This is a genomic window from Microterricola viridarii, assembly GCF_001542775.1.
GTDB lineage: Bacteria > Actinomycetota > Actinomycetes > Actinomycetales > Microbacteriaceae > Microterricola > Microterricola viridarii_A.
The window spans coordinates 2,632,364-2,656,338 of the sequence record NZ_CP014145.1 but is presented as its reverse complement, the minus strand read 5'-3'; the positions used below and the strand labels follow the sequence as shown (position 1 = coordinate 2,656,338).

Genomic DNA, 23,975 nt, shown 5'->3' with positions numbered 1-23,975 from the left:
CATGAAGAAGATCATCAACGAGCCCGCCGCCTTCGTCGACGAGTTCGTCGAGGGCATCCTGTTGGCCCACCCCGACCTGCTGAAGACCCCGGCAGACGACCGCCGCGTGCTGGTGCGCGCCGACGCGCCCGTTGCGGGCAAGGTCGGTATTGTCACGGGCGGCGGCTCCGGACACCTGCCCTTGTTCAAGGGCTACGTCGGGCGCGGACTGTGCGATGGCGTCGCGATCGGCAACGTCTTCTCGTCGCCCTCCTCCGCCCAGGTGTTGGAGGCCACCAAGGCCGTCAGCGGCGGCGCCGGTGTGCTCTACCTGTACGGCAACTACGGCGGCGACGTCTTCAACTTCGACCTCGCCACCGACATGGCCGAGCTCGAGGGCATTCCCACGCTGACCGCCATCGGGCGTGACGATGTGGCCAGCCAGCCCAAGGAACGCTCCGCTGACCGGCGCGGCGTCGCCGGAATCCTGTTCGCCTTCAAGGGCGCCGGTGCCGCCGCCGAGCGCGGCGACACGCTCGAGCAGGTCGCCGCCGTTGCCGAGGACATCATCGACAACACCGCGACGATGGGAATCGGCATCTCGCCGACGATCCTGCCGACGACCGGCAAGCCGAGCTTCGAGCTCGGTGACGGCGAGATGGAGGTCGGCATCGGCATCCACGGCGAGCCCGGATTCCACCGCGGCGAGCTGGAGAGCGCCGATCGCATCGCGGAGCGCCTCACGGAACGACTGGTTGCCGATCTCGGCATCGGTTCCGGCGACCGGGTGGCCGTGCTCGTCAACGGCATGGGCGCGACCCCGCTGGAGGAGCTCTACCTGCTGTTCCGTCGCGTGCACCAGCTGCTCTCGGAGCAGGGCATCACGATCAGCAAAAACTACATCGGCGAGTATGCGACGAGCCTCGAAATGGCCGGCGCATCCATCTCCCTGCTGGCGCTGAACGATGAGCGGCTCGCGCTGCTCAACGCGCCGGCCGAATCCCCGTTCTTCAAGGAAGCGTGAAACAAACATGAATGGCAATGAACTGAGCATCGCGATCCGCAACTGCCTCGGCGAGTTCACGACGTACTCCGAGGAGCTTGGCGACCTCGACCAGGCACTCGGAGACGGTGACCTCGGCATCACGGTGTCGCTGGGTGCCGCCGCCGCGGCGGAAGCGCTGAACGCGCTCCCCGAGACGGCCACCCCCTCTGAAGTCGTGCTGGCCTGCGCCAAGGCGTTCGCCAACGCGAACCCGTCGACGATGGCGGCGTTGGTTGCCGGCGCGCTGCTCGCCGGATCGCGGGTCTGGGGCGATACCCCGTCGATTGAGGGCGAGCAGATCGGGCGCTTCGCGCTCGCCGCGGCCGAGTCGATCAGCCAGCGCGGCAAGTCCCAGGTCGGCGACAAGACGATCCTCGACGCCATGTTCCCTGCCGCAGAGGCCCTGCTGGCGACGGATGCCGGCGAGAGCGGCCTGGACGCCGCCATCGTCGCCGCCGAGAACGGGGTCATCGCATCGAAGGAACTCCAGTCCCGGCGCGGCCGTGCCTCCTGGCTTCAGGAGCGTAGCATCGGCCTGCAGGACCCGGGCGCGACCGCCTACCTGCGCTTCCTGCAGTCCTGGAAGGCGACGAACGCACCCGTGGACGCCTCAACCGCGACCCCCTCCGCATGACCGACATCGCCTTCCTTGGCCTCGGCACCATGGGCCTCGGCATGGTGAAGAACCTGCTCGGCGCTGGGCACCGGGTCGCCGTCTGGAACCGCTCCGCGGCCCCGGTCGCACAGGCTGTGGCCGCCGGCGCGACAGCGGCACCGACTCTCGCGCAGGCCATCGCCGGCGCCGAGGTCGTGATGTACTGCTTGAGCGATGACGCGGCGGTGCACGCGGTCGTGCTGGCCGAGGGCGGGCTCGCGTCCATCGCAGAGCCCGGAAGCTTGGTCATCGACCTGTCGACGATCAGCCCGGAGGTCAGCGCCGCCGAGCGCGAGGCGTTCGAGGCCAGAGGGGTGCGCTTCCTCGACGCCCCCGTTTTCGGCTCGCGTGGCGAGGCCGAGGGCGGAGGCCTCTGGGTCGTGGTCGGCGGGGACGCCGACGCCTTCGCCGACGCCGCGGGCGTGCTGGCGCCGATCAGCGAGACCGTGCACCACATGGGCCCCGGTGGGGCGGGCGTGCGGATGAAGCTCGTCGGCAACCTCGTCGTCGCCTCGCAGCTGCTCGCCCTGGGCGAAGCGCTGACGTTGGCGGCCCGGGCCGGGCTCGACCTGCAGGCGGTGCTCGACGTGCTCAAGGTCACCGACTTCCGCTCGCCGATCTTCGACGGCGTTGGTCCGGCCGTGCTGGCCGACGACTATGCGCCGGCGTTCGCCCTCAAGCTGATGCAGAAGGATAGCCGGCTGATCCAGCAATTCGCGCAGGGGCTGGGAGTGGCCGTACCGAGTGTTGCCGCGGCAGCCCACTATGTGGATGCCGCGGTCGAGGCCGGCTTCTCCGATGAGAATGCATCTGCCCTGATCAAATCCGTTGCCGCCGAGGCGGGGGTCTCGCTGGCCCGCTGAGGCGCCTGCATTCAGTCGGACTGCGCTGCCGCTGCCGCCTGCGCGGCGGCGGCGGCGCGCTCCGCCCACTTCGGCAGCTCGCCGTAGCGCTGAAACGGAACCAGCCGGCCGGCGGCGCTGTCATCGATGAGCTGCACCAAGCGTCGTTCCCGGGTGGCTTCCTGCTTCGCCGTGAGCGCCCAGTGAGTCACCTGGCGGCGGTAGGTGGCCGTGGCTGCCGCCCAGAAGGCGGCTGCCGCGGGGTTTGCCGCCAGCCGTGCCGCGGCCTCTGCCGGCAGCTCCTGGTCGGGGTTCTCGTGCGAGTAGATGCCGGAGCGGTCGGTGCGGCGGCGCTCGAACGCGGCCAGCCCTGCCTCCCGCATCCGGCCCTCGGCGGTGAGCTGCTCGACCAGCGCAATGTTCACGGTCGACCAGGTGCTCGCGCTCTTGCGGGGCGTCCAGCGCTGTCGCCGGGCATCGTCATCGATGCGCTGGGCAACCGAGTCGATCCAGCCGAAGCAGAGCGCCTCGGGCACGGCCTGCTCCCAGGTCAGCCCGCGGTCGGGCACATGCCTCTTGTACAGCCCCATCCAGAGCTCGGTGGCGGTGGCGTGGTTGGCCTCCAGCCAGGCCCGGAACTCCTCGGGCGTCGAGAAGAACAGGGCAGGCCGCTCGGGGGTGCCGCCCGGTCTGCCGATCGTCCCGCTCACTGCGCGCTCCCGCCAGCTGGTGCTGTCGCGGCGGCGAGCAGCTCGGTATCGGGGCTGGGTGGGGTCATCATGCGGGTCTCCGTAATGGTGGTGCCGCAGCCTGGCCCCACGAGTCGATACCTGATGGTGGCAGGCCGCGCCGGGCGTGTAAAGCTAATCAACCGTGGTTTTTGGGCCGCGCGCCGTAGACTCGTCATAAGACTTCGACACCCCGAATTCCGCCCGACTCACGCCGCGGACCGGAGGACTACGCCTGTGATTGAGACACCCGCCCCTGAGGGATTGCGCGCCCGCAAACGGCGCGCGACCGAGAACGCCATCGAGATGGCATCCGCCGGTCTCGCGCTCGAGCTGGGCTTCGAGAACGTGACCGTTGAGGCCATTTGCGATCGCGCTGATGTCTCGCGCAGCACGCTGTTCAACTACTTTCCGTCGCGCGACGCCGCCATCGTTGGGCGCCCGATCCCGGTGTTGGGCGGGGACGAGGCCGCGGAGGTACTCGCTCAGACGCCCGGCGATCTGACTCGCGGAATCTATCGGCTGATCTTCGCCTCGATCGGCCATTCCCACGTCAACTCCGATGTTGCCCGGCTGCGGGGTCGGCTCGTCACCGAGCAGCCGGCCGCCCGCCGTGTCGGCATGATTCTGCTCATCGAGTCGGGGGAGCGCCTGATGGCGGAGGCCGCGAGGTGGTTGCGTGCGCACCCCGATCTGGCTCGTCTGCCCGGTCAGCCGGAACGCGAGGCTTCACTTGCCGTGAATGCCGCCTACACCGCACTCACGGTGATGGCCGGCGGCTGGCTGTCGTCGATCGGTGACGTGCAGGCCAGTGAGGCGGCATTCGACGCGGCCATCGCCGAGTTGCGGGCCGTTTTGTAGAGCATGCCGTGGACCTTGGACGACGTCTGCGGCTGCAGACTCGCGTTGAGGCGGACGCAGAATGTACCGCGACATCCGCGGACTGTAGCCACAAGGAGCCACCCCTGTGAACGCAGAACGCCCCGCACCACGGGTGCGGAGCACTCCCGCGGCAGGTTGCGGACAGCGGTCTCAGGCCCCGATCTGGCCGACCGCATGGGCGATGATCAGCGCGAGCATCACAAAGCCACCGCCCGACTGCATCAAGATCAGCGCCTTCATCCGGGAGGAGAGAGGCACGGCTGCGCCGGGGCTGAATGCCATGGCGCCCACGCCCGCCTCATACAGGTAGTCGATGAACGACGGCGTCCAGTCGATGGTTGCCGAGGACCGCTTCGCGACCTCCGTGATGGCGTCATGGTCTTCGTCCTGGGGGAACCTGAAGTCAGCCAGTGGCAACTCCTCCCTCTTGTCGACGCGTCGCGCGACCGGGCCGCCGCGGTCGAGCTCCCAGTAGACGAGCGAGAAGGCGATCACATTCGTGATCCACACCTGCACAGCCGCGACGAGAATCGACTGCGCATCCTTCGAGCCTGTGGTGGTCAGAAGAATGACAATCTGGAGAAGCGCCGCATAGTTGGCTAGCGCCAGCAGGAGAGGCAGGCCGACGGACAGCCTGCGCGACCACGACGTCTGCTTGTTCAGTCGCACCGGGTTCAGAACGATCACGGGGATGAGCATGCTCAACGCGACAATGATGACGACGACTCTGAATGCGGTGGGTGTCACGTCCGTGGGCAGGAACGCATAGAGCGAGAGTGCCAGCAGGACCGCTGCCACCGCCGGCCACCGGTGCTCGGTCCTCGCCGCCCGCTTGATCGCCCGGTCGTTGCTAATGTCGATGTCGGCTTCGCGGCCGTGTGAGTTCGTCACGTCGATTCCACCTTCCGCCAACTGTTCGATCGAGAATGTCGCCCAGAGGCGCGTGGTGAGCGCATCCGGCTACCGTGGCCGGAGCTGCGCGGGCTCTACTCGAGCATGCCGGTGTCTTCGCCGATGTTCTGGTCCCGGGGGTCACCGAGCACACCGGTCCTGTCCTCTTCGCTGTCGGCAGCATCAGCCGGCGCCTCGCCATCGTTGACCACTTCCCTGCGCTCAGCCGCGCCGGGCTCGGTGAGAGCATCCTCAATGAGGATCTCATCCTCCATCAGAAGATCGTCCTCCCGCTGCTGCGGGTCATTCCGTCGGTTGTCGTTCACATCACTCATCTGGATCAACTCCTATCGTTCGGATTTCATCACGATAATGCCGACCGGGGGCGGCCCGCGTGGGCTTGACCGCCGGCCGTACAGATGCTAAAAATCCCGCATCACGAATGCCCCCCGAATGGGCGTCACCCAGTAGAGTGGGCTCGGACCGCCCAGTCTTCGCCGGCCACTCACTGTGGTGGGCAACGGGCGGCCGTCGAAGCCGATCGGCTTCAAACGAGATAACGGGGGCACGATCCGTGGGCGCAATTATTTATGGTGGAGGGGAAAGGCGCGTCGAAGTTGACGATCGCACTCTCGCGCACGTGAAGTCAGTGGTCGTCACAAAGCTGCGGCGCCAAGAGTCGTTCACTCTCTCGTGCATCGAGAACCGCGGTGAGCAGAACCACCGGATCTCGCTGTGGATTCACCCGTCGATTCCACTGGAATTCGAGTTTGACGACTCCGACCGCCCCGAGCTCAATCGGTCCTGGCTCAACGAGATGATGGTGAGCACAAACGGCTCTGGCGACCTCCGGGTCGACCCGGAACCGGCAGCCGCGGTGGCCTGACGCGGGTCCACGTCGTTCGGCCCGCGGCGGCAATCGCCGCGCGGCCGTTCGGCCACGGGTCTCAGGCCGGAACGATCGGGTGTTCCCGAATGTAGGCTTCGGCCTCTTTCTCGGGCAGGACGATCATGCCACGGTCACTGACAGCGGTGAGCTCCAGCGCCTGGACCCAGACCGGGTTCAACCTGGGGGAGGTGTTTCCCCGAAAGTGAAACTGCAGCGGGATGGCCGGAGACAGCCAAATGCTCACTCGCCCGGAGCCGTTTGCAGCTGGCACGACCCAGCTCAGGTAGAACGACTCTTGCCGCCGAAGCTTCGCGCCAGCGGCGACCTTGACGTGGGCGAGAGTGCGATCTTCCATCTCGTAGGAGGTTTCAGCACCGTAAATAAGTTCACCCATTGTCACAGAATGAAGCAGTCCAGCGGGGAAAGCAAGCTGGGCGATCACAAATGAGTGGGCGGCGTGTCTAGAGGGCCTCGAAGCGGCTCAGAATTTGCCTCCAGTCGGGCGATTCTGTTTGTTGGCCCTCAAGTTCGCGCTTGAAGCTGCGCAGGTCTGCGTCGACCTGCACGCCGTCCAGGAAGATCAAGGGGATGGGGCTCTCCTGCCAATCCGGCCGCTGCCATTCCAGCGAGATGGTGACCCTGGTCTGCCCTCCCTCGAGCGGATCGAACGCCACCTCGCCGGTGGGCCCGCTGACGTCTGGGCTCGCCCACGTGGAGAGGCGTCCGCTGTCGTCCCATCCGCCGGGTGAGGGCGCGCTGTCGTCCTGAACGCCGTTTACTCGCACCACCCAGTGCACGCGGGACTCGGACTCGGACTCGGATACTTTCAGTCGGCCCGGCGGAGAATCGTTGGAACGCTGCCAGTGGGCATACGCCTCGTCGACGGTGGCGTCGACGTCGATGACCGCGGTCATACTATTTTTCATTGTGCTTCTCCCGTCTCTGCTGTTCGATGCGAATGCCGGCCCCCTCGGCGGCATCCTTCGCCTCTTTCGCATTCGTCTTGGCGATCTTCTTCGCCGAACGCAGGGGCAATTGGATGCCGTGCTCTGCGGCGATCCCGGCCTGCAACTGCCTGGCCCGCTCCAGTTCCGCATCGAACTCCGCTCCAAACAACAGGGCGACGTTGGACAGCCAGACCCAGACGAGGAAGATGATCGCGCCGGCCAGGGCGCCATACGTTCTGTCGTAGCTCGAGAAGTTCGACACATAGAAGGTGAACCCAACCGTCAACGCCACGATGGCCACCAACGCCACTAGTGCGCCCATGCTGACCCAGCGGAACTTGGGTTGTTTGATGTTCGGGGTCGCGTAGTAAAGCAGTGCGATGGCGAGAATGATCGCGAGGATGAGCAGCGGCCACTTCGCGAGCGTCCAGATGAGCACCGCCTGGTCGCCGAGACCCAAGTACTGGCTGATCGCTGTGGCGGTGGTGTCACCGATGGCCACCAAGACCGTCATCACCACAATCAGCATCATGCCCACCAGGGTGACCAGCAGCTGCGTGAACTTCAGCCGGACGAAGCCGCGCCCTTCGGCGACGCCGTACACCCGATTCATCGCCCGGCTGAAGGCCCCGGTGTAGGCCGAGGCCGACCAGATTCCGACCACGATGCTCACGATGAGTGCCGCGCCGGCGAATTGCCGCGAGCTGGCCTGGTCGAGCACGGTGTTGAGCAGGCTGACCGCCGATTCGGGCGCCACCTGTTGCGCGATCGAGAGCAGCATCTCGGAGAACTTCTGACCATTCCCCAGGAGACTGAGGATCGAGACGAGCGCGATCAGCCCGGGGATGACGGCCAACACGGCGTAGTAGGTCAGAGCGGCGGCCGAGTCTGGGCAGTTGTCGCTGCTGAACTCCCGCACCGTCTTCCGCAACGCGAACCGCCAGGAACGCGGCTCCAACTGCCACGGCCACGTCGGCTTGCGTGCGTCATCGGGCAGCGGGGGCTTGCGGGGTTCCGTGTGGGGGATGGTGTCGGCCATGCTTTCTCCGCGTTGCTGTTCTGGAAGGGATGGGCTTGTGGCCCATCGCCCGGTCTGATTCCAAGGCTGCCAGCGCCGCACCGAAATGAACAAGGGGTTGACAATCGCCGCATCGCACGCGGTGACTGCGGCGAGCACCGCCGGCATCGCCGCGCCAATAGGTCGAGACGAGGCGGTTGTCAACCCGTTGGTACCGAACGAGGGGCGTGCCTAGCGTGGGATGACGACGCGATCGAAGGGAGCACGATGACCAACGACCAATACACATTCGACAATCCGAAGACGCGCTACGACGCGATCACGCCCCCGGTGCAACATCAGGACGAGCCGGGCCTCGACAGCCGGCTCGACCCCCGCCCGGATCTCGGTGAACAGAGCTACCGCGGAACGGGTCGACTGAGCGGCCGCAAGGCACTCATCACCGGTGCGGACTCGGGCATCGGCGCCGCCGTGGCCATTGCGTTCGCCCGGGAGGGTGCCGATGTGGCGCTGTCCTACCTGCCGAGCGAGCAGAGCGACGCCGAACGGATCGCAGAGCTCATTGACGCGGAGGGCAGAACGGCAGCGCTCCTTCCCGGGGACGCCTCCGTCGGTGAGGAATGCCGCCGCGTTGTGGACGAGGCGGCGATGGCCCTCGGGGGTCTGGACATCCTGGTGAACAATGCGGGCAAACAGGTCTACTGCGAGAAGCTGGAGGACCTGAGCGATGACGCGTTCGACGCGACAATGCGCACCAACGTGTATGCCATGTTCTGGCTCACGAAGGCCGCGCTGAAGTACCTACCGGCTGGCTCCTCCATCATCAACACCACCTCGGTGCAGGCCTACAAGCCGTCGCCCATCCTTGTCGACTACGCGACGACGAAGGCGGCAATCAACACGTTCACCAAGGCGCTTGGCGCCCAGCTCGCGGAGCGCGGCATCCGGGTGAACGCCGTGGCGCCGGGCCCCGTCTGGACAACGCTCCAGGTCACCGACGGCCAGCCAGACGAGAAGATCTCCGAGTTCGGCCACGACACGCCCATCGGGCGAGCCGGCCAGCCGGCCGAGATGGCGCCGGCATTTGTGTTCTTGGCGTCGCCGGAGTCCAGCTATGTCATCGGGGAGACGTTGAACGCCAACGGTGGAATTCCCACCCCGTGAAAAGACCTCCATCCACACACCATGCCAGTGACGCTGGCCAACGAAAGGAACACCGTGAAAGCCTCTGCAACTCTGACCAAGAACCTCCAGTCCGTGCTCGTCGACCTGATCGAGCTTCACCTGCAAGGCAAGCAGGCCCACTGGAACATCGTCGGAACGAACTTCCGTGATCTGCACCGTCAGCTCGACGAGGTAGTGCTCGCCGCACGCGCCTTCTCTGACGAAGTGGCCGAGCGCATGCGTGCCCTCAATGCCGAACCGGACGGCCGGTCACGCACAGTCGCCGCGTCGACGAGTCTGGAGGAGTTCCCCATCGGCGAGGTGTCGACGCATGACGCGATCGATCTGGTCGCGGCGCGACTGGACGCAACCTCCCAGACGATGCGTGGCGTGCATGACCAGATTGATGAGGAAGACCCGACGACGGCCGACATCCTCCACGCCATCATCGAGAAGCTCGAGCAGTTCGCCTGGATGATCAGTGCCGAGAACCGGACCCCCGGGTCGATCAAGCAACAGCGGCCCGCGAAGCCGGGCTCGGCCACATCGGCGAAGAAGGCCGCGTCGGCGGCGAAGAAGTAGAAGGAGACGAATCAATGAGCGACCCTCAGGCACCTGACACCAGCGTCAATGATCCAGCGGAGGGGATTCCCGCTGCGCCGGAAGACCCCATGACCATACCCAGCGTCGAGCAACCGGATGACCCCAAGCCAGACGAGGACACGAAGAAGTCCATTCGACTGGACCCGATCGACGACGACCGACCATAGTCAGCACACAGCAAAATACCGCCCCACCGAACGGTGGGGCGGTATGTGCTGGTCTCGTCTAGACGCGGGAGTTGCGTCCGGAGATCGCTCGGATCAGCCAGGCGATGACGGCGATCGCCGCCAGCACCAGAGCGACCCACAGCAGGAAGTTCAGTGACTGCACGAGGCCACCGGTGATCGCCAAGATCACGGCGACGATGATTACGACAATGAGCAGAATGTTCATAGTTACTTATCCTCCGTCAGAGCGTCTTTCATCTTCTCGCCGGCCTGCTTCAGGTTCGCCTTGGCCTGGTCGAGGCGCCCCTCGTTCTTGAGGGAGTCGTTGTTCGTCGCTTTTCCGACGCCCTCTTTGACCTTGCCAACCGTCTCTTCGGTGGCGTTCTTGATCTTGTTGTTCTCACTCATGGCACACTCTTTCCTTCGCTCAAGTTCAATTTCCTGGGCACGCACTCCGACCTCTCAGAGGCGGCTTGCTCATAATCCAGAGTGGCACGAGGGCGTGCCGCGAAGAAGGGGGTTGACAGCCCCACCGCGACCCGCTAGGGCGAAAGGTTGGCTGTCCTCGGTGATCGCGCCGACCGGCGAGCGCTGCTGCAACAATGAAATGGTGAGAATCGAACTGCTGCACATCGACGGCTGTCCGAACACCGGGCCAGCCGAATCGCGTCTGCGGGAAGCCGTGGCATCCGCCGGCCTCGACGGAGTCGCCGAGGTGGGCACGCGCCTGCTCAGCACGCCGGATGACGCCGGGGCGGCGTTCTTCGCCGGTTCGCCAACGTTTCTGCTCGACGGCGCAGACCTGTTCCCCGGCGCAGATCGCACCACCGATCTGGCCTGCCGGGTGTACCCGACGGATGCCGGCCTTGCCGGCGCCCCGACGGTCGACCAGCTGCGCGCGGCGCTGCTCGCCGCCACACGCCAGCGCTGAGTCGGCCCGCCGCCGAAAAACCGGTGTCGCAGCGCTGCCGCGGGCGGCTGCGTCACTATCTTTGACTGCATGCTTGGATACCGCAGAGGGCTTCGGCGCACAGTCGCGCCGGGTGCCGCCCGATCATGAAGTGGCTACTGCTCGCCGGCGCCATCGTCTGTGAGGTCGCGGCGTCCCTGTCGCTGCAGGCCGCCCGGGAACAGCCCGCCTGGTACGTCGTCGTCGTCATCGGCTACGTCACGGCGTTCACGCTGCTGTACGTGCTGCTGAAGCGCGGTGCCGCGATCGGCGTCGTCTACGGCATCTGGGGTGCGTGCGGCGTGGTGTTGACGGCCGCGCTCGCCGCGGTCCTCTTCGGCCAGACGCTGACGCCGTCGATGATCGGCGGGGTCGCCCTCATCGTCGCCGGCGTGCTCTGCGTCGAGGTCGGGTCGCAGCGCGCCCACGCCCGCCAGGCCAGTGCCCGCGCGCACGAGGCGGCGAACGCCTGATGGCCTGGGCCTTTCTGGTGATCGCGATCGTCACCGAGGTGGCCGCGACGCTCTCGCTCAAGCTGGCCTCAGAGGGCAGGAAACGCTGGTTCGTGCCCGTCGTCGTCGGCTACGCCACGGCGTTCAGCATGCTGGCGCTGGCGCTCGGGGAGGGGATGCCGATCGGTGTCGCCTACGGTATCTGGACGGCTTGCGGGGTGGCGCTGACCGCCGTGCTCGGCCGTGTGCTCTTTGCAGACCCGCTCAGCTGGGTGATGGCGTTGGGCATCGCGCTGATCGCCGGCGGCGTGCTCTTGATCGAGTTCGGCCACTGAGCCTGCCCCTGCCACCGCTTCTGAGGGCTATCCCGGCCGGGGAGGGCACCCTACAGTTCATGCATGACCCGCACCGCGATTGGCGTCACCCTGTCCGTAGCACTCCTGCTCGCCCTCACCGCGTGCGCGCCGCCGGCCGGTGAGCCGGGCGCCGCGGCGAGCCCCCCGCCGAGCTCGCCCTCGGTCGACCCGACCCCGCCCGCGGCGACCGGGCTGCTCGGCTGTGACGACCTCGTGGGGGCGGATGCCGTCGCCACCGTGCTGACCGGTGCGGACGGCGCCCGGCCGACGCCGGTGCCCGCCGTGCAACCGTCCGCGGCGTTCGACTCGGCCCTGCTCGGCGGGGTCGGCGGGCTGGCCTGCTCCTGGCGGGTCGGGGAGGGGCAGCAGCGCCTCGGCTCAGGCGACGGCGACTGGGCGTACCTGCAGTTGTCGGTGCTGCCTGGCGCGGCCGCGCAGTGGGCGCCTGTCTGGGCCGGTGATATGCCGTCGACTGACACCATCGAGGTCGGCGGGGTGACAGCATCCGTGGCCGAGGGGGAGACGGGTTGGAAGCTCTCTGCCCCGGTCGGCGATGCGTGGGTGTCTCTGGCCGTGCGCGCCTCGGGACTGACGGCCGAGGGCTCGCGCTTCCTGGGGATGCCCGATGGCGCGGTCGCCGCGGCGCTCGCCGCGGTTGCGGAGGAGTCCTTCGGGGTACTCACGGGGGCCGCGCCGGAGCGCCTGGCCTGGCCGACGCTGCCGACGCGCAGCGGCGACGCGGCCTGCACCGGCGGGCTGGACGAGGCGGGAATCGTGGCCGCGTTGCAGATCGACCCGGGCGCCGTCACCGGTTACACGGTGGACGACGCGCGGGCGAGTGCACCGAGCTCGCTCGAGGGTGCCGCGCGCGCCGTCGCTGGCGTCTTCGGCTGCGAACTGCGCACGGAGGGCTTCGGCATGACGACGATCACCGTGGTGCGGGAGTTCGCCCCCGCGCTCGGCGCGATGAGCGATGGGCCAGACACAGCGGTGGCGTTCGCGCCGCTCAGCCTGGCCGGCGCCGTGCCACCGGAGGCAGCGATCGTGGCCGTGCGCGACGACGGGCCGCGCGCCCCGGTGTACTTCACGGTGGGCGGCACGCTGTACGAGGTGTACTCCGACGGGGCGCAGACCGTCGCAGAGGCGATCATCGCGCAGACCCGCTAGCGGCGGCGCGGGAACGAGAGAACCCCCGCAGCCGAGGCTGCGGGGGTTCTCTCGTCGGTGGGCGCTGCCTAGGCGGCGAGCACCGCGGCGAGGCTCGCGCGCACGATGGCCAGTCCGGCCAGCAGCTCCTCATTGGTGATGGTGAGGGCGGGCAGGAACTTGAGCACCTCGTCGCGGGCGCCGGAGGTCTCGATCACGAGGCCGAGGGTGAAGGCGTGGGCCGACACCTGGCCGGCCAGCTCTGGGTGCTTGGTCGAGGCGATGCCGTACATCAGGCCGCGGCCGCGCACCGTGAACTCGATCTCGGGGTACTCGGCGGCGATCTGTGCCAGCTCGGAGCGGAGCAGCTCGGACTTGCGGGCGAGCTCGTCCATGAACGTCGTGTCGGCCCAGTAGACGTCGAGGGCGGCGCGCGCCGTGATGAACGCGAGGTTGTTGCCACGGAACGTGCCCGTGTGGGCGCCCGGCTTCCACACGTCGACCTCGCGGCGCATCAGCACCAGCGACATCGGCAGGCCGGAGGCCGAGATCGACTTCGAGACGGTGACGAGGTCGGGCACGATGCCGGATTCCTCGAAGCTGAAGAAGCCACCGGTGCGGCCGACGCCGGCCTGGATGTCGTCGACGATGAGCAGGATGCCGCGCGCCGCGGTGATGGCACGCAGGCGCTGCAGCCAGGCGGAGCTGGCGACATTGATGCCGCCCTCGCCCTGCACGGTCTCCACGATCACGGCGGCGGGCAGGTCGAGGCCGCTGCCGGTGTCGTCGAGCATCTTCTCGAACAGGTCGAGGGTGTCGACGCCCGCGCCCAGGTAGCCGTCGTACGGCAGTCTGGTCACGTTGTCGAGCGAGGTACCGGCGGCGTCACGGTACTTCTTGTTGCTGGTGGCGGCGAGGGCGCCGAGGCTCAGGCCGTGGAAACCGTTGGTGAAGGCGACGACGTTGCTGCGGCCGGTCGCCTGGCGGGCCACCTTGAGGGCGGCCTCGACGGCGTTGGCGCCGGTCGGGCCCGTGAACTGCACCTTGTAGTCGAGGCCGCGGGGCTTCAGGATGCGAGCCTCGAACGCCTCGAGGAAGGCGCGCTTGGCGCTGGTGGCCATGTCCAGGCCGTGGATGATGCCGTCGCGCTGCAGGTACTCGATGAGCGCCTGGGTGAACAGCGGGTTGTTGTGCCCGTAGTTCAGCACGCCGGCGCCGGCGAAGAAGTCGAGGTAGTTCTGGCCGTCGGCCGTGGTGAGGGTTGAGCCCCTGGCCGAGTCGAACACCACCGGGAAGGAACGGATGTAGCCGCGCACCTCCGACTCGATGCGGTCGAAAATCTCGAGGTCGCCCATACTCTTCACTTCCTGTGGTTCGTGTACTGCGTGGGGCGGATGCCGGCATGCGCACATTGTGGGTGCCCTGTGCCGCGTCATCCGATAGTGGTGGCCCAGCACGAAAACTCGTGCGGGGCTGCCCGCCAAGCCTACCCAGTGCAGCCTGAGGTTCCGATGTGGCCGCGCCCTGCCCGTGGCTCTCGTGGCTCCGCCCCCGTTGGTCGACGAGCGGGGAACAAGCGTATCGAGACTTCGCGCGGGGCTCGGTCTCGGGCGGGAAACCAGGTCTCGATGCGGCGCTGGCGCGCCCACTGGACCAGCGGGGGCGACGCGCCGTGATTAGTCGCGCAGGCCGGGGCCGATCAGCACGCGCCAGACCCAGCCGGCTGCGGTCTCCACCGGCGGCAGCGGCTCGCGCGCCAGCCACGTCTCGATCACGGCGATGGCCGAGCCGGCGATGCCCGCGCCGACGACGTCCAGCGGCAGCCCGTCGAATGCGTGGCTGCCGGAGGCGACGACGCCCTCGCGTGCGGCGGTTTCGAGTCGGGCGCGGATGCGGGATGCCGCCACCGAGGAGCCCCGCTCGCCGAGGACACGCTTGTAGAGCGCGGCGTTCGTCTCGAAATGCCGCAGGTAGGCCACCAGGTCGTCCGGCGCCTCGAGGGGCAGTGGGCCGTCCAGTTCGGGCACGCGGGCCCCGGCATCCGTCTCTGCCGCATCGAGTGCATCGGCCAGCAGCGTGTCCTTGTCGGAGTAGTGCTGATAGAAGCTGCTGCGGTTCACGCCGGCGCGTTCCACGATGGCGCCGATCGTGATGTCGTCGAGCGTGCGTTCCTGGGCGAGCGCGAGCAGGGCCTGCTGCAGGCTCCTGCGGGTGCGTTCGACTCGGATGTCCATCGCCCCAGTGTTGCAGGCTTTGGACGTCGTTACCGTCAATTCACCGACACTTGTCGGTTTTCCGACACAAGTCGGATAGTGTCGGAGTGTGAAGCTGCGCTGCGATCACTCCGATCGGAGCGAGACGAAAGGACGCGCACATGGCAACGGACTCCAAGCCCCTCACCGGTAACAGCACGATCGGCGAATGGCTCGCGCACCCCGAGGGCGGCCCTGCCGTGAAGGGGTTGCTCGCGGCATCCGGCGCGACCGAGGAATCGCTCGCCCCCGTGCTCGGCCTGCCGCTGCAGCAGCTCGTCACCCTGAGCCAGGGCCAGATGCCGCAGTCCGTCGTCGACGACCTGGTCAAGGCCGTCAACGGCGGCGTGATCCCTGAGAGCGAGGTGAGCGGCTGGCAGGAGAAGATCACCGGCGGCCGCTTCTCCGGCAAGACCGTGATCGTCACCGGCGCCGCCTCCGGCATCGGCCGCGCCACCGCCTCCCGCATCGCGCGCGAGGGCGGCCGCGTCGTCGCCGTCGACATCTCGGCCGAGAAGCTCGCCGAGTTCGCCGCCTCGGTGCCCGGCGCCGAGATCGTCACCGTCGCCGGTGACATCACCAAGCAGGAGTCCATCGACGAGATCGTGGCCGCCGCCGGCGAGCGGATCGACGGCCTCGCCAACGTGGCCGGCATCAACGACGACTTCTCCCCGCTGCACGAGACCAGCGACCAGATGTGGGACCGCGTCATCGGCGTCAACCTCACCGGTGCGTTCAAGCTCACCCGCGCCGTGCTGCCCGCGATGCTCGCGGCCGGCTCCGGCTCGGTCGTCAACGTCGCCAGCGAGGCTGGCCTGCGCGGCAACGCCTCCGGCAACGCGTACACGGCGTCCAAGCACGGCGTCGTCGGCCTGACCCGCAGCGCCGCCTTCATGTACGGCCCGGCCGGCATCCGCGTGAACGCCGTCGCCCCGGGCGGCGTCGCCACCGGCATTCCGTTCCCCCCGCACGTCTCCGAGGCCGGCCAGGCACGCCTGCAGCCGTTCCAGTCGGCGATCCCCACGATCGCGACGGCCGAGCAGCTGGCCGCGTCGATCACCTTCCTGCTCAGCGACGACGGCGTGAACATCAACGGCGTCACGTTGCCCTCAGACGGCGGCTGGTCGGTGCAGTAACACCCAGCGCAAGACAGAAAGAGGGGCGGATGCCGTGGCATCCGCCCCTCTTCGTTGGCTTCGGTCGCTGGCGCTGCCTCGAGCCAACGGACGGGGTCAGCGCAGGTCGAGCCGCATCAGCACGCGCGGGAAGCCGTTGAGAACCGAGTCGGTGTCGGCGGCCCTCACGAAGCCGGCCCGCTCGAACAGCGCCCGCGTGCCGACGTAGGCCATGGTCAGGTCGACCTTCTCTCCTCGGTTGTCGACCGGGTAGCCCTCGACGGCCGGCGCCCCGTTGGCCCGCGCGAAGTCGACGGCGCCCGCGAGCAGCGCGTGCGAGAGGCCTGCGCCGCGGTGCCCCGGCCGCACCCGGATGCACCACACCGACCACACGGCCAGATCGTCGATGTGTGGAATCTTGCGGTTGCGGGCGAAGCCGGTGTCGGCCCGCGGGTGCACGGCGGCCCAGCCGACCACCTCGTCGCCGTCGTAGGCGAGCACGCCGGGCGGCAGGTCCTCGCGGCACAGCTCGCGCACGCGCTCCCCGCGTTCCGGCCCCCGCAGCGACAGATTCTCCTTCGACGGGATGCGGTAGCTCAAGCACCAGCAGACGGTCGCGTCGGCCCGTTTCGGCCCGAGCACGGCCGCGACGTCGTCGAAGACGGATGCCGGCCGCACCTCGATCACGGCAGCGGTTCCGCGGTCGGTGCGGCCGACTCGGGCGGGCCGAGAGGGGCGTGCCCGTCGAAGAGCACGACGGGAACCGGGCCGAACGGCGCAGAGCGCACGCGCACGCGGCGGCTGTCATCGGCGACGAACCCGGCGGCGGCGAGCAGTTGCGCGGTGTCGCGGTCCCAGTGGCAGCCGTGGCAGAAGCGGGCGGAGATCGGGGTGGCGATGCGCTGCACTGCACGCTTCAGGGTGCCGGGCGGGGCGGCCACGTGGTCGATGAACACGACCCGACCGCCGGGGGCCAGCACGCGCTGCACCTCGGCGAGCGCCGCCGCCGGGTCGTCCACCGAGCAGAGAACGTAGCTGCCGAAAACGGCGTCGAGCGAGCCGTCGGGCAGCGGGATCGCCTCGCAGCGCGCATCCAGCGGCTGCGCCGCGTGCCCCCACTCGCGGGCGCGGGTGGCGAGCTCCGCCCGGCGCGCGGTGTCGGGTTCGAGTCCCGTCCAGGCGACCTCCGGGTGCAGTGCGCCGAAGTTCTCACCCGAGCCCGCCCCGATCTCGAGCACCCGGCCGCGCAGCCGCGACACGAAGTCGCGCTCGAGGTCGTCGAGGTCGTCATCCGTGATGGGTGCGCTCATGCCCGCGTCCATGCCCGGTCTCCTTCCACCACTTCCAGCGTGGCACCGCCCTGCGCCCGCGGCAACCGCGGGGACCTGCCGCCGGGAACTGCGTGAGAGGGAGTGCGCGAGGGATTGTGTTCAGGGTGGGGCGGGAGGAGTCTGGGGAGTAGACGAGCCTGAGAGGAACGGGGTGATGTCATTCGATACTCCAAACGGCACCAGGGGAGCGCGCCAGCCCGGGCACAGCCGCATCGAGCACTGGGGCAACACGAGTCAGGTCAAGCGCATCCGCCGGAAGGGCGATCCAGAGCACGCGAAGGTCGTGGTGCTGGTGACCGTCGGCAGTAAGACCGGGGCCGAGCGGTCCACTCCGGTGCGGCGCTTTCCCGGTCGGGACGGCAGCACGATCATCGTGGCGTCGGCCTCGGGCGCCGCACGAAACCCGTCCTGGTATTTCAACCTGGCCGCGCACCCCGACCGGGCCCGCATCGAATACGCCGGGCAACGGATCGACATGACCGCCGAGCAGCTCCACGGCGCGGAGCGGGAGGCAGCGTGGAAGGAGATCACCGCCCAGGCCCACGGCTACTCCAAGTACGAGAGGACCACCGATCGCGTGATTCCTGTCATCCGGCTCACCCCACGGGCAGAGTCGAACGGTGCACCCGCCCCCGAACACTGACTATGAACACTGACGATGAACACGGACGGTGAACACTGAGGATGAGTCAGGTGGGGGATTGCGCGAGGCGGGCAGCGGGAGGATTCTGGGGTGACGAACCACACCGAGTCAGCACACCGAGTCAGCAAAGGGGCGGGCCATGTCGAACAGCAAACCGGGCAAGCGCGAGAAACTCGAGCACAAGGGCAGGGAATTCACCCTCGAGAAGGTCGACCCGCAGCATTGGCAGATCACCGACGAGGCCGGCACGGTCTACGGCTCGGTCGCGATGCTCACCAAGCACGGTTCCGACGATGACCCCGTCTTCAACGGCTACCTGGTCGGGCACGAGGACTACACGCACTTCGGCTCCGACTGGCTCGGCATTTCGCGCCTGCTGATCAACGAATTCGACGGCAAGCACCCGCGCGAGATCACGCACTACTAGGGCGGATGCCGGCCGACTGCGAGCGCTGGCGGGGGCACCGGGCTCGGCGTAGCATGACGCCACCGAGCTAGGAGGAACCATGGCGAACCTCGTCGTGCATTTTGAGATCCACGCGTCAGAGCCGGAGCGGCTCATCGATTTCTACTCGAAGCTGTTCGGCTGGAAGTTCGCCAAATTCGGCGAGATCGACTACTGGTCGATCGACACCGGCGAGGGAGCGGTGGCCCAGGGCACAACCCCCGGACTGGGCATCAACGGCGGTCTGGTCAAGCGAATGGGGCCGAAGCCCCCGGTCGGCGCCGAGGTGAACGGCTGCAATATTGTGATCGGCGTCGAGGGCATCGACGCGCTGTTCGCCAGAGGGCTCGAGCTGGGCGCGACCGAGGCGTTGCCGCTGGATGACATGCAGGGGATCGGCCGGCTGGGCTACTTGCTCGATCCAGACAACAACGTGTTCGGCATGATCTCACCGGAGCTCTCCGACGGCACGAACGTCATGATGCCGATGTCGCCCAGCTAGGCGCTGTCCTCCCCGGCCGGCACCTCAGCAGGTTCGGCAGGTTCTGCCGCCTGGACGGGTTCGGCGGCCTTGACCGGGTCGGCCGGCGCGCCACGGCGACCGGCCGCGCGCCGCCGCACGGCAACCCCGGCGTAGACCAGGCCGACCCCCAGCAGCGCCCAGAGCGCCAGCAGGGCGAGGCCGGCCCACGCCGTTCCGGCGTCGCCGGTGAGGCTGGCCAGCAGCAGCCCGAGCGCCGGAGCCGTCGGCAGCGCGGCGGCGAGGTTCTCCAGCACCGGGGGCACGGTGGAACTCAGCCCGGCCGCCAGCGCCGTCACCGCGACCACAATCGCCAGCAGCCGGCCGACCGCACCGAACGCAGCGGCGAGGCCCTGGTTGACCACCGCGAAGACGGCGCCGATGAACACGCAGGCGGCGGCGAAACTGATCCACTGCAACGGCCCGACGGCCACCGCCGTCAGCACGACCGCCCCGACCACGAGCCCTTGGGCGGCGCCGAACGCCGCCGACCGTCCGGTCGAGCGCAGCGTGATGCGCAGCGTGGGAACGGCGCTGAACAGCCGGCGGGTCGGCACCGCCCGGCGGGCGAGCGCCAACACGAGCCCGCCGAGCCAGAGCGCGACCACCGCGAACAACGGCACTGACTGGAACCCGGTGGGCACGGCATCCTGCACGATCAGCACCGGGTCAGACACCACGGTGGAGAGCGTTTGGATGTCGCTGTCGGAGTATGTCGGGATCTGGGCGACCGCCTGCTGCAGGCCGCTCGCGAGCTGCGCCGCCCCGGAATCCGTCTGCGCCGCTCCCGCCGCCAGGCTGCTCGCCCCGTCGGCGAGTGACGCGGCCCCGCCGCTCAGCTGCTCAGCGCCCGCGGCCAGCTGGGCGGCGCCGCTCGCCGATGAGTCGATGCCGTCCACGAGCGCGCCCATGCCGGCGGCCAGCTGGGCGTTGCCGGATGCCACCTGATCTGCACCGCCGGCCAGCTGCCCCGCGGCCTGCGCGGCGCCCTGCAGGCGGGAGAGCGCGGCCGTCGCCCGGTCACAGGCCCGGCCCCGCGTCTGACAGAGCTCGGCCACGACGGCCGCGAACTGGTTCGTCGCATCCGTCAGCGCCGTGTTCAGGCCGTCGGTGGCCGAGGCCACCGCCCCGGCGCCGGCCGCCAACTGCTCCGTCTGCCCCGGCAGTGGCTGCGCAGCCGAGTCCAGCTCGCCCAGGCCGTTCGCGAGCGCAGCCGCACCCGCGTCGAGAGAGGCCGCCCCGGAGCTCAGCTGTGCGGCGCCGCTCGCCAGCGACTGGGCGCCGCTCGAGAGCGTGTCTGCCCCGGCGGCGAGGCTGTCGGCGCCGGTGGAGGCCTGCCCGATCTGCTGGTTGATGGTGTTGAACCCCGCGTACACGTTGTCGAGGTACTGGGCGATGAGCTGCTGGTTGAGCGATGCCGCCGCGGTGCGGGTGATGACGCGCGTGATTGAGGGGTCGAGGGACGCCGTCGCCGGCGTGGTCTGCACCTGGAGGGTGGCCTGCGCGATATCCGCGGCGGGCCCCCCGAGTGACACGGCCGAGGCGGAGAACGTGGCTGGAACGGTGACGACGGCCGCGTAGCGGCCGGATTGCAGGCCGGCCGCCGCCTCGTCTCCGTTGGTGAGCACCCAGGTGAAGTTCTGCGTCGTGCCCGAATCCGTGCTCGAATCCGTGCCCGCAACAGTGCTCGGATCCGCGCCCGCCGCCGAGCTGGTGGTGGCTTGGCCGCCGGCGATGAGACCGGCCGAGAACTGTCGGCCGAGCGGCACCGTCTTACCGTTCACGGTGACCGGTTGGTCGTTGTTGACGATGGCCGCCGTCACCCTGTCCAGGTGCGTCGTCGGCGCGCTCAACGCCCAGGTCAGCAGCCCGCCGATGAGCAGCGGCACGAGCAGCAGGCCGAGCAGGGCGAACCGGCCGAGGTGCTCCGATCCGGAGGTGGCCGAGAAGCCCGGTGTGGGGGCGGCAGTGGCAGTAGAAGGGGCGGTCATGTCAATGCACCAACTCGGATTCCGGGGTCGGCGAGTGCGGGACGCCCAGCGAGACGCTGACCAGCGCGACCCCCTCCGGCAGGAGCAGCGCGCCCGGCGTGCCCGCGCCCTGGGCCAGCACGAAGCTCGGCGGGGTGAGGTCCCGCCGCGCGGCCGCCCGCAGGAACTCCGTGAGCAGCCGGCGGATGCGCTCCAGCGTCTCTGGGGCGAGCACGGTGTCGGCCACGTCGATCATCAGGATCGCCGGCCGGCCGTGGAGGGCGTCGCGGATGTCGCCAACGGCGGTGGCGGAACCCTCCAGTCGCACGTAAGCCGTGCGGGCGCGTGCGGCGGCCGCCCGGGTGGGCTGGACGAACCCGCAGACCTTCAACCGCCCGGCGAGCACCGGGGCCCGCCCACCGAGCGCCAGCAGCAGGGCGCTCCGCTCCGCCGGCGACCCGTCCTCAACGATCAGCGCCTGCCCCTCGGCGAGCAGCGCGTCGAACCCGGCGTCGGGCGCCGCGGCATCCGCGCCCGGCGTCTCAGCGGTGCGCACCCCCTCCGCCGCGACGGCCAGCCGGGAGCCGGGCTCCGGCCACTCGGCGAGGGCGAACTCGGCGGCGAGCCCCTCGCCCTCGACGTCGAAGCGGGGCAGGGCACGGTCCAGCCATGCCGGGAACCACCACGCCCCGTGCCCGAACAGCACGAGCACGGCCGGGATGAGCGTCATCCGCACCACGAAGGCGTCGATCGCCACGCCGACCGCGAGCCCGAAGGCGATCGGCTGGATGTTTGCCTCGCCCTCTGGCACGAAGGCGGCGAACACCGCGAACATGATGATCGCGGCGGCCGTGACGACGCGGGCCGAGACCACGAAGCCGTCGTGCACGGCCTTATCCGGGTCGTGGCCGTGCACGTAGTCCTCGCGCATCCGGCTGACCAGGAACACCTCGTAGTCCATGGCCAGGCCGAACAAGACGCCCATCAGGATGATCGGCATGAAGCTGATAACCGACCCCAGCCCGGCCACGTTCAACGGTGCGGCGAGGAAGCCGTCGATGAAGACAAGGGCGGTGAGCCCGAACGCGGCGCCGATGGAGAGCGCATAGCCGAGCGCGGCCGTGACGGGCACGACGATCGAGCGGAACACCATCGCCAGCAGCACCAGAGAGAGGCCGATGACGAGCAGGCCGAACGGCAGCAGGGCGTCGGCGAGGCGCGCCGAGATGTCGATGCCCGCCGCGGTGTACCCGGTGACCGAGAGCGATACGCCGTACTCCTTCTGGAAGTGGTCGTGCATCCCGCGCAGGGTGGCCACCAGCTGCTCCGTCTGCTCCGAGTCGGGGGAGCCGTCGGGGATCACCTGCACGATGCCCGTGTCGCCCGCCTGGTTGGGGGTCGACAGTGGAACGGAGGCCACCCCGGGCACGGCCGCGATCTCGGCGCCCAGATTGTCCATCAGCCCGACGGGGTCCGTGCTCTGGATGACGGAGCCCGTGACGATCAGCGGGCCGTTGAATCCGGGCCCGAAGTGCTCGGCGATCAGGTCGTAGGTGACCCGCCCCGGGGTGCCCTCGTCCAGCGAGCCGGCATCCGGCAATGCCAGGCGCAGGCTGAGGGCGGGGATGGCGGCGAGGCCGAGGAGTAGCACGACGGCGATGACGGTGACGAGCGGCCAGTGGGTGACGGTGCGCACCCAGGCCGGGAAGAACCGTCCTGGCTTGCCGGCCTCGGTAGCCGGCGGCGGCGCCTGCCCCGGCTCGCCCTCTTCACTCGATCCCTCCGCCTCAGTGGAGTCGTCTGCCTCCGACTCCTCGCCCGGTGCGGCCGACGGCTCGAGAATCTCGGCATCGTCAGCACCCTCGTCCGCGCCCTCGCCGGCGCCCTCTGCCTCGTTGGTCGCGGCGCCGGGGCTCGGCGGCCGGAACCGCTTGGCGACGACCCGCCAGCCGACGAAGCCGAGCAGTGCCGGGGTCAGCGTCACCGATATCAGCACGGCGATCGCGACGGCCAGCGCCGCGGCGACGCCCATGATGCTGAGGAACGGGATGCCGGCCACACCGAGCCCGAGAAGGGCGATGATCACCGTGATCGCCGCGAACACCACGGCGGAGCCCGAGGTGGCGACGGCGCGGGCAGCGGACTCCTCCGGCCCGATGCCGTGCCGGAGCTGGTCCTGGTGCCGGGAGATGATGAACAGCGCGTAGTCGATGCCGACGGCCAAGCCCAGCATGAGTGCCAGCAGCGGCGTCGTCGACGTGATCGTCAGCACGCTGGTGGCCGCGAACACGATGGCGAGGGACGCGCCCACACCGAGAAGTGCCGTGATCAGCGGCAGCCCGGCCGCCACGAGCGAGCCGAAGGTGAGGAACAGCACGACGAAGGCCACGGCGATGCCGACCAGCTCGGTGATGCTGATTCCGGTCGAGCTCTGCGCGAAGAGTTGGCCGCCGACGGCGACCTCGGAACCCGGCGGCAGGGCCGTTTGAAGTGTGGCGCCCGCTTGCTGGAGCGCGGCAGACGTCGTCGGCAGCACGGCGGTCGTCGCCACGCTCAGCTGGATCGGCACGATGACGGCCGAGTGGTCGGCGCTGATGTTCGCGCTCGACGTCGACCCGTAGGGCACGGTCGCCGACGACACCTGCGGGATCGCCGCGATGGCCGTCGCGGCATCCGTGACCGCGGCCTGGAAGTCCGGATCTGTGACGTCGCCGCCGTCCGGGGCGACAGCGATGAGCTGGGCGGAGGTCCCGCTCACCTGCGGAAACGTGCGGGCGAGCGCGTCGAGGGCGTCTTGCGACTCGGTGCCGGGAATGCTGTAGGTGTTGTCGGTGCCCTGGCCGAGCAGCCCGGCGCCGGCGAACAGCAAGGCCAACGCGACGATCCAGAGCACGAGTACCCGTCGGTGCATGCGGAACGCCCATCGGCCAAGTGCGTAGAGGGCAGCAGACATGGCGACCGTTTCGGGTAGCAGTCTCGGGGGATG

At 68.9% G+C, this 23,975-nt stretch carries 30 protein-coding genes; 16 read left to right on the top strand and 14 right to left on the bottom strand.

Annotation, left to right across the window (positions count from 1 at the left end; translation table 11 throughout):
- Nucleotide 1: 1 nt before the first annotated feature.
- Genes AWU67_RS12180 through AWU67_RS12170 form a run of 3 tightly spaced genes read left to right on the top strand, consistent with a single transcriptional unit; the run spans nucleotide 2 to nucleotide 2,542 of the window.
- A complete protein-coding gene (locus AWU67_RS12180) occupies nucleotides 2-1,003 on the top strand; it encodes a dihydroxyacetone kinase subunit DhaK (protein WP_067229405.1) in 1,002 nt (333 codons plus the stop codon).
- 7 nt (nucleotides 1,004-1,010) lie between these two features.
- Entirely contained in the window at nucleotides 1,011-1,658 is a 648-nt protein-coding gene (locus tag AWU67_RS12175; RefSeq protein WP_067229403.1) for a DAK2 domain-containing protein, read from the top strand.
- Complete coding sequence (locus AWU67_RS12170; RefSeq protein ID WP_067229400.1) at nucleotides 1,655-2,542, top strand: NAD(P)-dependent oxidoreductase; 888 nt, start codon at nucleotides 1,655-1,657, stop codon at nucleotides 2,540-2,542. Before AWU67_RS12175 ends, AWU67_RS12170 begins: the two co-directional genes overlap by 4 nt.
- 11 nt (nucleotides 2,543-2,553) lie before the next feature.
- Here AWU67_RS12170 and AWU67_RS12165 read toward each other — a convergent pair whose 3' ends face one another.
- Nucleotides 2,554-3,231: a YdeI/OmpD-associated family protein gene (locus tag AWU67_RS12165; protein WP_234407244.1), complete on the bottom strand. Its 678-nt coding sequence runs from the start codon at nucleotides 3,229-3,231 to the stop codon at nucleotides 2,554-2,556.
- Between the two features lie 255 nt (nucleotides 3,232-3,486).
- Between AWU67_RS12165 and AWU67_RS12160 the strand changes: the two genes are divergently transcribed.
- Complete coding sequence (locus AWU67_RS12160) at nucleotides 3,487-4,110, top strand: TetR/AcrR family transcriptional regulator (RefSeq protein WP_067229397.1); 624 nt, start codon at nucleotides 3,487-3,489, stop codon at nucleotides 4,108-4,110.
- 171 nt (nucleotides 4,111-4,281) lie between these two features.
- Here the strand turns inward: AWU67_RS12160 and AWU67_RS12155 are convergent, their stop codons facing one another.
- Together AWU67_RS12155 and AWU67_RS12150 are read right to left on the bottom strand one after the other, a co-directional pair.
- Complete coding sequence (locus tag AWU67_RS12155) at nucleotides 4,282-5,022, bottom strand: hypothetical protein (protein WP_234407243.1); 741 nt, start codon at nucleotides 5,020-5,022, stop codon at nucleotides 4,282-4,284.
- A 95-nt stretch (nucleotides 5,023-5,117) separates the two neighbouring features.
- Nucleotides 5,118-5,357 (bottom strand): hypothetical protein, encoded by a 240-nt coding sequence (locus tag AWU67_RS12150; protein ID WP_067229395.1) that lies wholly within the window; start codon nucleotides 5,355-5,357, stop codon nucleotides 5,118-5,120.
- A gap of 305 nt (nucleotides 5,358-5,662) precedes the next feature.
- On the opposite strand from AWU67_RS12150, the gene AWU67_RS12145 reads away from it, so the two are divergent.
- Nucleotides 5,663-5,908 (top strand): hypothetical protein, encoded by a 246-nt coding sequence (locus AWU67_RS12145; protein WP_234407242.1) that lies wholly within the window; start codon nucleotides 5,663-5,665, stop codon nucleotides 5,906-5,908.
- Between the two features lie 61 nt (nucleotides 5,909-5,969).
- Here AWU67_RS12145 and AWU67_RS12140 read toward each other — a convergent pair whose 3' ends face one another.
- The 3 genes from AWU67_RS12140 to AWU67_RS12130 form a co-directional block, all read right to left on the bottom strand.
- Entirely contained in the window at nucleotides 5,970-6,305 is a 336-nt protein-coding gene (locus tag AWU67_RS12140) for a hypothetical protein (protein ID WP_067232702.1), read from the bottom strand.
- Between the two features lie 67 nt (nucleotides 6,306-6,372).
- Complete coding sequence (locus AWU67_RS12135; RefSeq protein WP_129586707.1) at nucleotides 6,373-6,837, bottom strand: hypothetical protein; 465 nt, start codon at nucleotides 6,835-6,837, stop codon at nucleotides 6,373-6,375.
- Nucleotides 6,827-8,044, bottom strand: a complete 1,218-nt coding sequence (locus AWU67_RS12130) for a YihY/virulence factor BrkB family protein (RefSeq protein ID WP_234407241.1) — start codon at nucleotides 8,042-8,044, stop codon at nucleotides 6,827-6,829. The genes AWU67_RS12135 and AWU67_RS12130 overlap by 11 nt, the downstream gene beginning before the upstream one ends.
- A gap of 99 nt (nucleotides 8,045-8,143) precedes the next feature.
- Between AWU67_RS12130 and AWU67_RS12125 the strand changes: the two genes are divergently transcribed.
- The 3 genes from AWU67_RS12125 to AWU67_RS17385 are packed head-to-tail and all read left to right on the top strand — an operon-like array spanning nucleotide 8,144 to nucleotide 9,810.
- Entirely contained in the window at nucleotides 8,144-9,040 is an 897-nt protein-coding gene (locus AWU67_RS12125) for an SDR family oxidoreductase (protein ID WP_067229382.1), read from the top strand.
- A 54-nt stretch (nucleotides 9,041-9,094) separates the two neighbouring features.
- Nucleotides 9,095-9,622, top strand: coding sequence for a Dps family protein (locus AWU67_RS12120; protein ID WP_067229380.1), 528 nt, complete (start codon nucleotides 9,095-9,097; stop codon nucleotides 9,620-9,622).
- 14 nt (nucleotides 9,623-9,636) lie between these two features.
- A complete protein-coding gene (locus tag AWU67_RS17385) occupies nucleotides 9,637-9,810 on the top strand; it encodes a hypothetical protein (protein ID WP_160329749.1) in 174 nt (57 codons plus the stop codon).
- A gap of 58 nt (nucleotides 9,811-9,868) precedes the next feature.
- Here the strand turns inward: AWU67_RS17385 and AWU67_RS17540 are convergent, their stop codons facing one another.
- Together AWU67_RS17540 and AWU67_RS12115 are read right to left on the bottom strand one after the other, a co-directional pair.
- Nucleotides 9,869-10,036, bottom strand: coding sequence for a hypothetical protein (locus AWU67_RS17540; RefSeq protein ID WP_199922290.1), 168 nt, complete (start codon nucleotides 10,034-10,036; stop codon nucleotides 9,869-9,871).
- A 2-nt stretch (nucleotides 10,037-10,038) separates the two neighbouring features.
- Entirely contained in the window at nucleotides 10,039-10,218 is a 180-nt protein-coding gene (locus tag AWU67_RS12115; RefSeq protein WP_067229377.1) for a CsbD family protein, read from the bottom strand.
- Between the two features lie 202 nt (nucleotides 10,219-10,420).
- Between AWU67_RS12115 and AWU67_RS12110 the strand changes: the two genes are divergently transcribed.
- From AWU67_RS12110 to AWU67_RS12095, 4 genes are all read left to right on the top strand, one after another.
- Nucleotides 10,421-10,741: an alkylmercury lyase gene (locus AWU67_RS12110; RefSeq protein ID WP_067232699.1), complete on the top strand. Its 321-nt coding sequence runs from the start codon at nucleotides 10,421-10,423 to the stop codon at nucleotides 10,739-10,741.
- A gap of 125 nt (nucleotides 10,742-10,866) precedes the next feature.
- A complete protein-coding gene (locus AWU67_RS12105) occupies nucleotides 10,867-11,232 on the top strand; it encodes a DMT family transporter (protein ID WP_199922289.1) in 366 nt (121 codons plus the stop codon).
- Entirely contained in the window at nucleotides 11,232-11,546 is a 315-nt protein-coding gene (locus AWU67_RS12100) for a DMT family transporter (RefSeq protein ID WP_067229372.1), read from the top strand. The genes AWU67_RS12105 and AWU67_RS12100 overlap by 1 nt, the downstream gene beginning before the upstream one ends.
- A gap of 63 nt (nucleotides 11,547-11,609) precedes the next feature.
- Complete coding sequence (locus AWU67_RS12095; RefSeq protein WP_067229368.1) at nucleotides 11,610-12,734, top strand: hypothetical protein; 1,125 nt, start codon at nucleotides 11,610-11,612, stop codon at nucleotides 12,732-12,734.
- A 68-nt stretch (nucleotides 12,735-12,802) separates the two neighbouring features.
- Here AWU67_RS12095 and ectB read toward each other — a convergent pair whose 3' ends face one another.
- Nucleotides 12,803-14,068 (bottom strand): diaminobutyrate--2-oxoglutarate transaminase, encoded by a 1,266-nt coding sequence (gene ectB / locus AWU67_RS12090; RefSeq protein ID WP_067229366.1) that lies wholly within the window; start codon nucleotides 14,066-14,068, stop codon nucleotides 12,803-12,805.
- A gap of 321 nt (nucleotides 14,069-14,389) precedes the next feature.
- Nucleotides 14,390-14,947 (bottom strand): TetR/AcrR family transcriptional regulator, encoded by a 558-nt coding sequence (locus AWU67_RS12085; protein WP_067229363.1) that lies wholly within the window; start codon nucleotides 14,945-14,947, stop codon nucleotides 14,390-14,392.
- A 140-nt stretch (nucleotides 14,948-15,087) separates the two neighbouring features.
- On the opposite strand from AWU67_RS12085, the gene AWU67_RS12080 reads away from it, so the two are divergent.
- Nucleotides 15,088-16,101, top strand: a complete 1,014-nt coding sequence (locus AWU67_RS12080) for an SDR family NAD(P)-dependent oxidoreductase (RefSeq protein WP_067229361.1) — start codon at nucleotides 15,088-15,090, stop codon at nucleotides 16,099-16,101.
- Between the two features lie 96 nt (nucleotides 16,102-16,197).
- Here AWU67_RS12080 and AWU67_RS12075 read toward each other — a convergent pair whose 3' ends face one another.
- Nucleotides 16,198-16,767 carry a GNAT family N-acetyltransferase gene (locus AWU67_RS12075; protein ID WP_067229358.1) on the bottom strand — a complete coding sequence of 190 codons (570 nt, stop codon included), beginning with the start codon at nucleotides 16,765-16,767 and terminating at the stop codon, nucleotides 16,198-16,200.
- Entirely contained in the window at nucleotides 16,764-17,390 is a 627-nt protein-coding gene (locus tag AWU67_RS12070; RefSeq protein ID WP_160329748.1) for a class I SAM-dependent methyltransferase, read from the bottom strand. Before AWU67_RS12070 ends, AWU67_RS12075 begins: the two co-directional genes overlap by 4 nt.
- Before the next feature lie 175 nt (nucleotides 17,391-17,565).
- Here AWU67_RS12070 and AWU67_RS12065 point away from each other — a divergent pair, with 175 nt between their 5' ends.
- From AWU67_RS12065 to AWU67_RS12055, 3 genes are all read left to right on the top strand, one after another.
- The gene (locus tag AWU67_RS12065) at nucleotides 17,566-18,054 is read left to right on the top strand and encodes a nitroreductase/quinone reductase family protein (RefSeq protein ID WP_067229354.1); all 489 of its coding nucleotides are present in this window, start codon (nucleotides 17,566-17,568) and stop codon (nucleotides 18,052-18,054) included.
- A 139-nt stretch (nucleotides 18,055-18,193) separates the two neighbouring features.
- Nucleotides 18,194-18,481 carry a hypothetical protein gene (locus tag AWU67_RS12060; protein WP_067229352.1) on the top strand — a complete coding sequence of 96 codons (288 nt, stop codon included), beginning with the start codon at nucleotides 18,194-18,196 and terminating at the stop codon, nucleotides 18,479-18,481.
- 79 nt (nucleotides 18,482-18,560) lie between these two features.
- Nucleotides 18,561-19,001 carry a VOC family protein gene (locus tag AWU67_RS12055; protein ID WP_067229349.1) on the top strand — a complete coding sequence of 147 codons (441 nt, stop codon included), beginning with the start codon at nucleotides 18,561-18,563 and terminating at the stop codon, nucleotides 18,999-19,001.
- Here the strand turns inward: AWU67_RS12055 and AWU67_RS12050 are convergent.
- Nucleotides 18,998-21,010, bottom strand: a complete 2,013-nt coding sequence (locus AWU67_RS12050; protein WP_067229346.1) for a hypothetical protein — start codon at nucleotides 21,008-21,010, stop codon at nucleotides 18,998-19,000. The two genes, AWU67_RS12055 and AWU67_RS12050, sit on opposite strands and share 4 nt — an antisense overlap.
- Nucleotide 21,011: 1 nt before the next feature.
- Nucleotides 21,012-23,900: an MMPL family transporter gene (locus tag AWU67_RS12045; RefSeq protein WP_234407240.1), complete on the bottom strand. Its 2,889-nt coding sequence runs from the start codon at nucleotides 23,898-23,900 to the stop codon at nucleotides 21,012-21,014.
- Between the last annotated feature and the right edge of the window lie 75 nt (nucleotides 23,901-23,975).